At 60.4% G+C, this 9,784-nt stretch carries 15 protein-coding genes and 1 pseudogene; 6 read left to right on the top strand and 10 right to left on the bottom strand.

Annotated features, from left to right (window positions below; genetic code table 11):
- The 3 genes and pseudogenes from AWM79_RS25680 to AWM79_RS17495 form a co-directional block, all read left to right on the top strand.
- Positions 1 to 203: pseudogene (locus AWM79_RS25680) on the top strand (hypothetical protein); the annotation flags it as partial.
- Positions 185 to 712, top strand: a complete 528-nt coding sequence (locus AWM79_RS25420; RefSeq protein ID WP_244159571.1) for a hypothetical protein — start codon at positions 185 to 187, stop codon at positions 710 to 712. The pseudogene AWM79_RS25680 and the gene AWM79_RS25420, both read left to right, overlap by 19 nt.
- Positions 709 to 1,092: a hypothetical protein gene (locus AWM79_RS17495; RefSeq protein ID WP_060783394.1), complete on the top strand. Its 384-nt coding sequence runs from the start codon at positions 709 to 711 to the stop codon at positions 1,090 to 1,092. Before AWM79_RS25420 ends, AWM79_RS17495 begins: the two co-directional genes overlap by 4 nt.
- A 124-nt stretch (positions 1,093 to 1,216) precedes the next feature.
- On the opposite strand, the gene AWM79_RS17490 is transcribed toward AWM79_RS17495, so the two are convergent.
- The 9 genes from AWM79_RS17490 to ubiE all read right to left on the bottom strand — a co-directional run bounded on the left by AWM79_RS17490 (position 1,217) and on the right by ubiE (position 7,239).
- Positions 1,217 to 1,924 (bottom strand): 16S rRNA (uracil(1498)-N(3))-methyltransferase, encoded by a 708-nt coding sequence (locus tag AWM79_RS17490; protein WP_017132783.1) that lies wholly within the window; start codon positions 1,922 to 1,924, stop codon positions 1,217 to 1,219.
- Positions 1,921 to 2,703, bottom strand: coding sequence for a twin-arginine translocase subunit TatC (tatC, locus tag AWM79_RS17485; RefSeq protein ID WP_017132782.1), 783 nt, complete (start codon positions 2,701 to 2,703; stop codon positions 1,921 to 1,923). Before tatC ends, AWM79_RS17490 begins: the two co-directional genes overlap by 4 nt.
- The gene (tatB, locus tag AWM79_RS17480; RefSeq protein WP_060783393.1) at positions 2,700 to 3,128 is read right to left on the bottom strand and encodes a Sec-independent protein translocase protein TatB; all 429 of its coding nucleotides are present in this window, start codon (positions 3,126 to 3,128) and stop codon (positions 2,700 to 2,702) included. Before tatB ends, tatC begins: the two co-directional genes overlap by 4 nt.
- 10 nt (positions 3,129 to 3,138) lie before the next feature.
- Positions 3,139 to 3,417 carry a twin-arginine translocase TatA/TatE family subunit gene (locus AWM79_RS17475; protein WP_017132780.1) on the bottom strand — a complete coding sequence of 93 codons (279 nt, stop codon included), beginning with the start codon at positions 3,415 to 3,417 and terminating at the stop codon, positions 3,139 to 3,141.
- A 25-nt stretch (positions 3,418 to 3,442) separates the two neighbouring features.
- On the bottom strand, positions 3,443 to 3,775 hold the full coding sequence (locus AWM79_RS17470; RefSeq protein ID WP_017132779.1) for a phosphoribosyl-ATP diphosphatase: 333 nt from the start codon (positions 3,773 to 3,775) through the stop codon (positions 3,443 to 3,445).
- Between the two features lie 2 nt (positions 3,776 to 3,777).
- Positions 3,778 to 4,170: a phosphoribosyl-AMP cyclohydrolase gene (gene hisI, locus AWM79_RS17465; RefSeq protein WP_017132778.1), complete on the bottom strand. Its 393-nt coding sequence runs from the start codon at positions 4,168 to 4,170 to the stop codon at positions 3,778 to 3,780.
- Between the two features lie 80 nt (positions 4,171 to 4,250).
- A complete protein-coding gene (ubiB, locus tag AWM79_RS17460; RefSeq protein WP_060783392.1) occupies positions 4,251 to 5,855 on the bottom strand; it encodes a ubiquinone biosynthesis regulatory protein kinase UbiB in 1,605 nt (534 codons plus the stop codon).
- On the bottom strand, positions 5,852 to 6,469 hold the full coding sequence (locus AWM79_RS17455) for a ubiquinone biosynthesis accessory factor UbiJ (protein WP_060783391.1): 618 nt from the start codon (positions 6,467 to 6,469) through the stop codon (positions 5,852 to 5,854). Before AWM79_RS17455 ends, ubiB begins: the two co-directional genes overlap by 4 nt.
- Complete coding sequence (gene ubiE, locus AWM79_RS17450) at positions 6,469 to 7,239, bottom strand: bifunctional demethylmenaquinone methyltransferase/2-methoxy-6-polyprenyl-1,4-benzoquinol methylase UbiE (protein ID WP_060783390.1); 771 nt, start codon at positions 7,237 to 7,239, stop codon at positions 6,469 to 6,471. The genes AWM79_RS17455 and ubiE overlap by 1 nt, the downstream gene beginning before the upstream one ends.
- 157 nt (positions 7,240 to 7,396) lie before the next feature.
- Here ubiE and AWM79_RS17445 point away from each other — a divergent pair, with 157 nt between their 5' ends.
- The 3 genes from AWM79_RS17445 to AWM79_RS17435 all read left to right on the top strand — a co-directional run bounded on the left by AWM79_RS17445 (position 7,397) and on the right by AWM79_RS17435 (position 9,011).
- Positions 7,397 to 7,672, top strand: a complete 276-nt coding sequence (locus AWM79_RS17445) for a polyhydroxyalkanoic acid system family protein (protein WP_017132774.1) — start codon at positions 7,397 to 7,399, stop codon at positions 7,670 to 7,672.
- Between the two features lie 129 nt (positions 7,673 to 7,801).
- On the top strand, positions 7,802 to 8,224 hold the full coding sequence (locus AWM79_RS17440; protein WP_060783389.1) for a phasin family protein: 423 nt from the start codon (positions 7,802 to 7,804) through the stop codon (positions 8,222 to 8,224).
- 10 nt (positions 8,225 to 8,234) lie between these two features.
- The gene (locus AWM79_RS17435; RefSeq protein ID WP_017132772.1) at positions 8,235 to 9,011 is read left to right on the top strand and encodes a phasin family protein; all 777 of its coding nucleotides are present in this window, start codon (positions 8,235 to 8,237) and stop codon (positions 9,009 to 9,011) included.
- Between the two features lie 121 nt (positions 9,012 to 9,132).
- On the opposite strand, the gene AWM79_RS17430 is transcribed toward AWM79_RS17435, so the two are convergent.
- Complete coding sequence (locus AWM79_RS17430) at positions 9,133 to 9,753, bottom strand: TetR/AcrR family transcriptional regulator (RefSeq protein WP_017132771.1); 621 nt, start codon at positions 9,751 to 9,753, stop codon at positions 9,133 to 9,135.
- Positions 9,754 to 9,784 lie beyond the last annotated feature (31 nt).

Here is a 9,784-nt window from a genome sequence, read left to right as displayed (position 1 = left end):
TTGCCAGTTTTGCCGGCCATGCTTCAATCTGGCTGGGCGTCAGCACGATGGTAATGGAAAGGCACCTGAGCGGCCTGCGCGACACCCTCCAAGCGATGGAGCGCTTGCATCAGCAAAGCTACATCAGCACGGCCACCTTAAATCGCCGCAACTCTTCGCCGAGCGCCGGCATCTGCTCAGCCAGTTGGATGCCCACCTGCTGAACTCCACTCGCCTGCGTGGTCAGCCCAGCCTGGGCGATCACCCCAAACTGAAGACAGCTCTGGGTATTTCCAACCGAAGTCTGGTACATCACTGGGACAAGGCCGGTGCACCGGGACAGATACCCGGTTATGCCACGCATGTAAATGCCACCAGCCGTGCTGTTCAGTATATGAAAACAGGCGGTTATATCGGTATTGGCATTGGCGGCGTGTCCTCGGTGCTGGCTATTCAGGAGGTGTGTAACAGTGGCTCCGTAGCGGCTTGCGAGAAGATCAGGTTTACTGAAGGGGGGAAATTCGGGCTGTCCACCGCTGGTGGTTTTATTGGTGGAAGGATAGCCCAATCTGCCAGCGCTCCGATCTGCATGGCGCTTGGTGCCTCTACAGGTGTAGGGGGTGTCGCCTGTTTCGCGGCCATAATCGGGACTGGAACATGGGTGGGTACGATTGCCGGTAGTCAAAGAGGAGAGGCCGTAGGCGAGACATTGTATAAGACCGTGCAGCCATGATTAGCAATTGGCCCGTCTGGGGGTTTCTCATTTTTAACGGTGGGCCATTTCTGCTTGGAATTTTGAGTATGGGCTACAGTCTGTACCTGAGCCACCGCCACTTGGACGCTATAAAGGAAGCATTGAAGAACAGCCGTTATATTTATATTTGGGGGCCGAGCCTGGGGAATCGAGGCTGGGTTTGGTCTCTTTTGGAAATAGCAAAAATCACCGGAATGATTATGATGCCAAAATCATCCATTCGCGTCGGTGAGTTGGACCCTGTCGATCTTAAAAACTTCCCGCTTCACCTTAAACGGCTACTGAAAATTAAATCAGTGATGCTGGTGGGGAGTGCTGTTTGGCTGATGATTGCATACGTGCTGACGAAATTTGAGTAACTGGATGGAGGACTGCTCAAAATTGAAAACCGTCCGCTGAATGGCAAGGCCGACCTTGATTCCCAGTTTACTGGTCGGGCCTCAACCTGCCTGGCGCCGGCTCGAACAGCAGGGTGTCGGCGGATCAGAACAGCCGGGCGAGCAGTGCGGTGACGGCGGTCTCGACCCGCAGGATGCGTTCGCCAAGTTGGACCGGTTGCAGTCCGGCCTTGCCCAGCAGCTCGATCTCGTAGGGAATCCAGCCGCCTTCCGGACCGATGGCCAGAGTCACCGGCTCGTCCAGGCCGCGTGGGCAGGAGGGGTAATCACCGGGGTGGCCGACCAGGCCGAGGGTGCCCGCGCTGATGGCCGGTAGACGGTCTTCGACAAAGGGCTTGAAGCGCTTCTCGATGACAATTTCCGGCAGCAGGGTGTCGCGGGTCTGCTCCAGGCCGAGGATCAGTTGCTCGCGAATCGCTGCGGGCTCAAGGAAGGGCGTCTGCCAGAAGCTCTTTTCCACCCGGTAGCTGTTCACCAGCACCACTTTCGGCACACCGAGGGTGGCAACGGTCTGGAACACCCGCCGAAGCATTTTCGGGCGCGGCAGGGCGAGAATCAGGGTCAGCGGCAGTTTCGCCGGCGGCGCTCGATCCAGGATCACCCGCAGCTCGGCCTCGCTGGCGTCCAGGCGCAGCACCTCGGCGCTGCCCATCAGGCCGCCGATACGTCCGACCCGCAGGTTGTCGCCCACCGCCAGGCGATGGACCTCCTGCATATGGGTCAGGCGCCGGTCGCGCAGCACGACGAGGTCGGCCGCAATAAAATCGGCCTCCTCCAGCAGCAGCAGGTTCACGTCAGCGGGGCGGGCGGCTGGGCGTCACTGTCGGCAGGCTCTTCGTCGCTGCGTTTGCGAACCAGGCCACCGAACAGGATGCCGATCTCGAACAGCAGCCACATCGGTACCGCCAGCAAGGTCTGTGAGAACACATCCGGTGGCGTCAGGATCATGCCGACCACGAAGCAGCCGATGATCACGTAGGGGCGGATCTTCTTCAGGTATTTGACGTCGACCACGCCGATCCACACCAACAGTACCACTGCCACCGGGATCTCGAAGGCCACGCCAAAGGCGAAGAACAGGGTCATGACGAAGTCGAGGTAGCTGGTGATGTCGGTCATCATCTCCACGCCAGCCGGGGTCGCGGCGGCGAAGAACTTGAAGATCAGCGGGAACACCAGGTAGTAGGCGAAAGCCATGCCGGTGTAAAACAGGACGATGCTCGATACCAGCAACGGCACGGCGATGCGCTTTTCGTGCTTGTACAGACCCGGCGCGATAAACCCCCAGATCTGGTGCAGGATCACCGGGATCGCCAGGAACAGCGAGACCATCATGGTCAGTTTGAGCGGCGTCAGAAACGGTGACGAGACATCGGTGGCGATCATCGTCGCCCCGGCTGGCAGGTACTGGCGCAGTGGCGTGGAGACAAAGGTGTAGATCTGCTGGGTGAAGGCGAACAACCCGGCAAAGATCAGGAAGATCACCGCGACACAACGCAGCAGACGGGTGCGCAGCTCTGTGAGGTGCGAAACCAGCGGCATGTGCTGGTCGTTTTCCGGAATATCGCTCATGGGGCTCGCGGCGGCAAAGTAGGGTCATGAGAAGCTGGCGCACTGGGCGTCGGCGCGGGAGTAACGGTCTCTACCTGCGTCGGCGGATCGCCCGGCAATGGCTCGGCTGGCGGCGTCGGCATGGCCGCAGGGTGAATCGTCTGCGGGGCGACCGGCGGCAGCGGATTCGCCGGTTCCTGGAGCGGTGAGAGGATCTTGCGGGCTTCCTGCTCCAGGGACAGGATGTGTTCGTTGTGCAGTTGCCGGCGAATTTCGTCGGCACCGATTTCCCGTTCCACTTCCTGCTTGATCGCGTTGAAACTGCGTTTCAGGCGCCCGACCCACAGGCCCGCGGTGCGCGCCGCACCTGGCAGACGCTCGGGACCGAGGACCAACAGGGCGACGAGGCCGACGAGCAGCAATTCACTGAAGCTGATACCGAACATTAGGCAGTGCTCACGAGTGGTTGCGAGGCTCTTCTACTTTCTGCGCCTGCACGTCGATGGTGTGCGGCGTGTTCTGTTGGGCAGTAGCCTGTGGCTGTATCGGCGCGGTTGGCTGGGCGACCGGCGGTACTGCCGGCTCGGCAGGTTTTTCGTCGTCGTTCATGGCCTTGCGAAAGCCCTTGATCGATTCGCCGACATCGGTGCCCAGGTTCTTGAGTTTCTTGGTGCCAAACACCAGCACGACGACAACCAGGATGACGATCCAGTGTTTCCAGTCAAAAATGCCCATGGTGCTGCTCCTCTCTAAAAGTTGTTCAGGCGGACGGACGCGAGGCTTTCTCGGCGTGTCCGGACAATCCGAAGCGACGGTCCAACTCATCCAGCACGGCCTGCGGATGCTGCCCCAGTTGGGCGAGCATGACCAGGCTGTGGAACCACAGATCGGCGGTTTCGTAGATCACCTCGCTGCAATCGCCGCTGATGGCGGCGTCCTTGGCGGCAATGATGGTCTCGACCGACTCTTCGCCGACCTTCTCCAGAATTTTGTTCAAGCCCTTGTGATACAGGCTGGCGACGTAGGAGCTGTCGGCGGCGGCGCCTTTGCGCTCCTCCAGCACCTGGGCCAAGCGGGTCAGGGTGTCAGTCATGTTCAGTGTCCAGCTGTGTAGATGCTGTGTGGGTCCTTGAGGACCGGGTCGACCGTCTTCCAGCCGTGGTTTTCATAAACGCGGTAGAAGCAGCTCTGGCGGCCCGTATGGCAGGCGATATCGCCGACCTGCTCGACCATCAGGACAATCACGTCGGCATCGCAGTCCAGGCGCATTTCATGCAAATGCTGTATATGGCCGGACTCCTCGCCCTTGCGCCACAGTTTGCCACGCGAGCGTGACCAGTAGATCGCCCGGCTTTCGCGGACACTCAGTTGCAGTGCCTCGCGGTTCATCCAGGCCATCATCAGTACGCGCCCGGTCTTGTGATCCTGGGCAATGGCCGGCACCAGGCCGTCGCTGTCCCATTTAATCTCGTCCAGCCAGTCTTTCATCTTCGACTCCGACAACCGGGTCCGACCTGCGTGGTCGGGCCTCGGCGAATGAACAGTTTGCCAGCCGGCGGCCTCACTGGCTATCGGCGCACGACCAGATACAAACCAATGGCCACCATGATCGCCGCCGGCCAGTGCCCCAACTCGTGCAGCGGCCCGCCAGCGGCCAGGAATGCACCGCCGCCCAGGTGCAGTGACCCGATCAGGCGCAGCGGCCAGTCGTTCTTGCGCTTTTTCCAGGTCGGTTCGGGATCGGCGGCGTGAGGTTGCGACAGGCGTTCGAGCAGGTCGCGGGTCATGTCGGCCAGGTGCGGCAGTTGCTCGACCTGGCTGTGCAGGTTGCCCAGCAGGGCTTTGGGGCTGACCCGCTCGCGCATCCAGCGTTCGAGGAACGGTTGGGCGGTGCTCCACAGGTCCAGGTCCGGGTATAACTGGCGACCCAGGCCTTCGATATTGAGTAAGGTCTTCTGCAACAGCACCAGCTGCGGCTGAACCTCCATATTGAAGCGTCGCGCGGTTTGGAACAGTCGCATCAGCACCTGGCCGAAGGAGATGTCCTTCAGCGGCTTCTCGAAAATCGGCTCGCAGACGGTGCGGATGGCGGCTTCGAACTCGTTGAGTTTGGTGTGTGCCGGCACCCAGCCTGAATCGATGTGCAACTGGGCGACGCGCCGATAGTCACGCTTGAAGAAGGCGAACAGGTTGCGTGCCAGGTAATCCTGGTCCTGCGGGGTCAGGCTGCCGACGATGCCACAGTCGATGGCGATGTACTGCGGGCGCCACGGATTGACGGTGCTGACGAAGATGTTGCCGGGGTGCATGTCGGCGTGGAAAAAGCTGTCGCGAAACACCTGGGTGAAGAAGATCTCCACACCGCGCTCGGCGAGCATTTTCATGTCGGTGCGCTGGTCGGCGAGGGTCGCCAGGTCAGTGACCTGGATGCCGTGGATACGCTCCATTACCAAAACTTTCGGCCGGCACCAGTCCCAGTAGACCTGGGGCACGTACATCATGTCCGACCCTTCGAAGTTGCGTCGCAGTTGGCTGGCGTTGGCGGCCTCGCGCAGCAGGTCGAGTTCGTCGTAGATGGTTTTTTCGTAGTCGCTAACCACGTCCACCGGGTGTAGCAGGCGCGCGTCGGCGGAAACCCGCTCAGCGGCGCGGGCGAGGATGAACAGCCAGGCCAGGTCCTGGGCGATGATTGGCTTGAGGCCGGGGCGGATGACCTTCACCACCACTTCCTCACCGCTTTTCAGCTGGGCGGCATGCACCTGAGCCACCGAGGCCGAGGCCAGCGGTTCGATGTCGAAACGGCTGAAGACCTCACTGATCTTCTTGCCCAGTTGCGACTCGATCAGTGCCACGGCTTTTTGTGGGTCGAATGGCGGTACGCGGTCCTGCAACAGCATCAGTTCGTCGGCGATGTCCTCGGGCAGCAGGTCGCGGCGGGTCGAGAGAATCTGCCCGAACTTGATGAAGATCGGTCCCAGGTCTTGCAAGGCCAAGCGCAGCCGCGCACCTCGGCTCACTTGCGGTGGCTTGCGCGGGAACCAGCGCCACGGCAGGGTGAAGCGCAAGGCCAGGAGGAACCAGGGCAGGGGTAACTCGAACAGCAGGTCATCGAGACGGTAGCGGATCACGACGCGCTGGATGCGCAATAGACGGCGGACGGCAAGCAGCTTCATGCGTTATCGCTGGAGTCGAGGGATTGGGAGAGGCGTTCGAAGCGCGCCTCGAGTCGTTCTAAATCTAGCTTGATCTGGTCGAGTTCGGCGAAATGGGCTTCGGCTTCGTGCTTGCCGACCAGGGCGCGGGACTCTTCACTGAGGTATTCGGCGAGGTTCTGGTTGAGGCTGGCGAACCCCTGGCGGTACCAGTGGGCCCGGCTGCGCAGGTGAGCGCTGATCAATTGCGTGGCCACGGGCCCCAGCCAGCGCGAGAGTTCGTACTCCCAGTCCAGTTCCAGGTCCTGCAGCACCCCGGCGAGTTCAAGCAGCACTGCGCTGTCGCCTTCCAGGTGCACATCCGGACCGTGCAGGACCGCGCTCTTGTCCCTGCTCAGGGCCAGGTTCAACAGGCTCGTGGTCGGTGCGCGCAGAATGCAGTCGGCGTCGACGGCCCAGTGGGCGGCCAGCATCAGGCCCTCATTGCCAGGCAGGATAAACAACTTCAAGGCCGGGCTGTCGACCTCGATGACCTTGCCGGCCAGGTGCCCGAGCCGATCCAGGGCGGTGCTGTCCAGACGCAGCACCCGGTTGAGGCCGCGTTCGACACCGGCAAGCAGGCCGCTGAGCACCATCAGGGCTTGATGCCGCGATGCAAGGCGACGATGCCCGCAGTCATGTTGTGATAGGTCACGCGGTCGAAACCGGCCTCCACCATCATCGACTTCAGGGTTTCCTGGTTCGGGTGCATGCGGATCGATTCGGCCAGGTAGCGATAGCTTTCCGAGTCATTGGTGATCAGCTTGCCGGCCAGGGGCATAAAGGCGAACGAATAGGCGTCGTAGACCTTGGACATCAGCGCGTTGGTCGGCTTGGAAAACTCCAGTACCAGCAGGCGTCCGCCTGGCTTGAGTACCCGCAGCATGGAGCGCAGGGCGTCTTCCTTGTGGGTGACGTTGCGCAGGCCGAAGGCGATGGTCACGCAGTCGAAATGGTTGTCCGGGAACGGCAGCTTCTCCGCGTCGGCCTGGACGAACTCGATGTTACCGGCCACACCGAGGTCCAACAGGCGGTCACGGCCGACCTTGAGCATGGAGGCATTGATGTCAGCCAACACCACTTGGCCGGTGGGACCTATCAGGCGCGAGAATTTTTTGCTCAGGTCGCCGGTTCCGCCAGCGATATCCAGCACCCGGTTACCGGTACGCACGCCCGACAGTTCGATGGTGAAGCGCTTCCACAGGCGATGCATGCCGCCGGAGAGCACGTCGTTCATCAGGTCGTATTTGGCCGCGACCGAGTGAAACACCTCAGCGACTTTTTCCGCTTTTTGGCTTTCCGGCACGTTCTTGAAGCCGAAGTGGGTGGTGGGTTCGGCATCGCTGCCTTTGCGCTGATCAGTCATATCGCTGTCACCAGAAGAGAATGCGGGCCATTCTAATCCCGGTGGCCGGCTTTGTCTTGGCAAAGGCGGAATGTAAGTATAGTGGGCCACCGGGACCGATTGACCCAGCTTGATTCAAAACCGGCCCGGCGTATCTCTATAGAACAGGAATCAACCGATGGCCCGGATTAGTGTCGAGCGTGCCCACCACCTTGGTCTGGCAGGCGCTCGTGAGAAAACTGCAGTGTTGGTGCAAAAACTGGCCGAGCAATATGGCCTGGCGCCTCGCTGGTCGGGCGATACCGTGAGCCTCAAGCGCTCCGGCGTCAGCGGTGAAGTGCGGATCGCCGAGGATCGGATCAACGTGGATGTTGAGCTGGGCCTGTTGATGTCGGCCTTGAGCGATACTATCAAGGCCGAGATCGAGAAAGCATTGGACAAGGCGTTGGCCTGAGGCTGGCACGCCGCGCCGCCAGGGTAAGCGCACGGTTAGGGTGTCCATTCTAATTTTTCTGATTACGTTGTGCATGGCCCCCAATTTCTGTGGGCAGTTCCTCCAACCGTATTTCGCGTGAGGCGCACCATGGCCAAAGTCAGTCTGAAGAAAAAAACCGAGGTTCAGTCCAGCGCTCTGGCTGACGCGAATGTCTATGCCCGTAAGCTCTGGTTGGCGGGCCTTGGGGCCTATGTCAAGGTCGGCAGGGAAGGCGGCGAGTATTTCAGCGAGCTCGTGAAGGCCGGCCAAAACTTTGAAAAAAAAGGGAAAAAGGTTGTTGCTGCGAAGCTTGAGGCCGCCAATAGCCAGATCGACAACGTGCAACACGATGTCAGCCGTCTCAGGGGCAAGGTCGAAGTGCAACTGGACAAGGTGTCGAAAGCTTTCCACAAGCGTGCCGCCAGCGTCTTGAATCGCATTGGAATTGTGTCTAAACATGACGTGGAGACACTCTCTGCTAAGCTCGATGAGTTGGCGGCGTTGCTTCAACGTGTCTCGCGTAAACATTAAGGAGAACGGGATGGCTGGCAAAAAGAATACTGAGAAGGAAGGCAGCTCGTGGATCGGGAAGGTTGAAGAGTATTCCCGCAAAATCTGGCTGGCTGGTTTAGGTGTGTACTCGAAGATCGACAGTGACGGCAGCAAGCTCTTCGAGACCCTGGTAAAGGACGGCGAGAAGGCCGAGAAACTGACCAAGAGTGCCGTAGGTAAAACCGCCGAGGCCGCCAAGGGCTCCGCCAGTTCGGCCAAGTCGCGCATCAGCGGTGTCAAGGATCGCGCACTGGGTAAGTGGGATGAACTGGAAGAGGCTTTCGACAAGCGCCTCAATAGCGCCATTTCGCGTTTGGGCGTGCCCAGCCGCAATGAAGTGAAGGCGCTGCACAGTAAGGTCGAGACCCTGACCAAGCAAATCGAGAAGCTTACCGGTCAGGCCTTGACTGCGACCGCGTCGAAAACGACAGCCGCCAAGCCCGCGGCGAAAACGGCGGCCAAGCCACTGACCAAGGCTACGGCCAAATCTGGCGCCAAGCCTGCGGCGAAAACTGCGACGGCCAAAGCCGTGACCAAGCCGGTGGCGAAAGCGGCGACCCAGTCAGCGGCCAAAACGGTCGCTGCGAAAGCTGCCGCCAAGCCGACGTCCAAGTCAGCAGCAAAACCTGCCGCCAAGCCGGCTGCGGCAAAAAAGCCCGGCGCAGCCAAGCCGGTTGTCGCACCGACCGCGAACTCGGCAACCCCGACCGCTCCCACCGCTCCGGTTGTCGCACCGGCTCCATCAGGATCCACCCCGCAACCCTGAGTCGTGGTTCGCTGAACCAGAAACGCCCGGCCTGTGAAGGTCGGGCGTTTTCGTTTGTGCATTGCGATTTGCGTCCTCTGTCGGTCAGCCGCCGCGACCGAGCCCACGCTGTTTCTTACCGTCACTGGCGATCTTCGAGATACCGCAATGCCATCTGCTCCGTCACCTGCCTGGCCGGGGGCTGTAAATGGGGCGCCGTCAGCATCATGATCGAATACACCACCCAGCGCACCTCGCCTTCGCGTCCGAGAATCCGTTGATAGTCCAGCGAGAACAGCAGCGTCAGGGTGATTTGTTCCACCAACTGCCCCAATGCCTGGGTTTCACTGACCAGAAAGCCCTGGGCTTTCAGGCGCGCCAGCAACGAAGCCAGGGTCCGCTTGAGCGCATTGAGCAGGTTGCGGATGCCTTTGGCCAGTCTGGGCAGGCGGCCCGCAAGGTTGGAGAGGTCCTGGAACAGGAAACGGTAGTGAGCCAGGCGCTCGACGATCAGGTGCAGGAAGAACCAGTAATCCTCGGGCGCCAGTTCGACATCCGCCGGCGGGTCCAGCAATGGTGTCAGCTCTTGCTGGAAACGCTCGAACAGGCCGAGCACCAACGGCTCCTTGCCATGGAAGTGGTAGTAGAGATTGCCTGGGCTGATCCCCATTTCATTGGCAATTTCCATTGTCGAGACATTGGGTTCGCCTTTCTGGTTGAACAATTGCAGCGCACATTCAAGAATCCGATCGCGGGTTTTCATCCAGTCTTCTTAGGTCGATCCGACAGTTTTT

Origin of the sequence: Pseudomonas agarici (assembly GCF_001543125.1) — a bacterium.
Taxonomy (GTDB): domain Bacteria; phylum Pseudomonadota; class Gammaproteobacteria; order Pseudomonadales; family Pseudomonadaceae; genus Aquipseudomonas; species Aquipseudomonas agarici.
The sequence above is the reverse complement of the archived record's forward strand: the minus strand, read 5'-3'. Positions and strand labels throughout refer to the sequence as shown.

What these genes read in the sequence shown, in the direction of transcription:
- AWM79_RS17495 (WP_060783394.1), top strand. Translation starts at nt 709, where the DNA reads ATGATTAGCAATTGGCCCGTCTGGGGGTTTCTCATTTTTAACGGTGGG.
- tatC (WP_017132782.1), bottom strand. Translation starts at nt 2,703, where the DNA reads ATGAGCGATATTCCGGAAAACGACCAGCACATGCCGCTGGTTTCGCAC.
- tatB (WP_060783393.1), bottom strand. Translation starts at nt 3,128, where the DNA reads ATGTTCGGTATCAGCTTCAGTGAATTGCTGCTCGTCGGCCTCGTCGCC.
- AWM79_RS17475 (WP_017132780.1), bottom strand. Translation starts at nt 3,417, where the DNA reads ATGGGCATTTTTGACTGGAAACACTGGATCGTCATCCTGGTTGTCGTC.
- AWM79_RS17470 (WP_017132779.1), bottom strand. Translation starts at nt 3,775, where the DNA reads ATGACTGACACCCTGACCCGCTTGGCCCAGGTGCTGGAGGAGCGCAAA.
- hisI (WP_017132778.1), bottom strand. Translation starts at nt 4,170, where the DNA reads ATGAAAGACTGGCTGGACGAGATTAAATGGGACAGCGACGGCCTGGTG.
- ubiB (WP_060783392.1), bottom strand. Translation starts at nt 5,855, where the DNA reads ATGAAGCTGCTTGCCGTCCGCCGTCTATTGCGCATCCAGCGCGTCGTG.
- AWM79_RS17455 (WP_060783391.1), bottom strand. Translation starts at nt 6,469, where the DNA reads ATGGTGCTCAGCGGCCTGCTTGCCGGTGTCGAACGCGGCCTCAACCGG.
- ubiE (WP_060783390.1), bottom strand. Translation starts at nt 7,239, where the DNA reads ATGACTGATCAGCGCAAAGGCAGCGATGCCGAACCCACCACCCACTTC.
- AWM79_RS17445 (WP_017132774.1), top strand. Translation starts at nt 7,397, where the DNA reads ATGGCCCGGATTAGTGTCGAGCGTGCCCACCACCTTGGTCTGGCAGGC.
- AWM79_RS17440 (WP_060783389.1), top strand. Translation starts at nt 7,802, where the DNA reads ATGGCCAAAGTCAGTCTGAAGAAAAAAACCGAGGTTCAGTCCAGCGCT.
- AWM79_RS17435 (WP_017132772.1), top strand. Translation starts at nt 8,235, where the DNA reads ATGGCTGGCAAAAAGAATACTGAGAAGGAAGGCAGCTCGTGGATCGGG.
- AWM79_RS17430 (WP_017132771.1), bottom strand. Translation starts at nt 9,753, where the DNA reads ATGAAAACCCGCGATCGGATTCTTGAATGTGCGCTGCAATTGTTCAAC.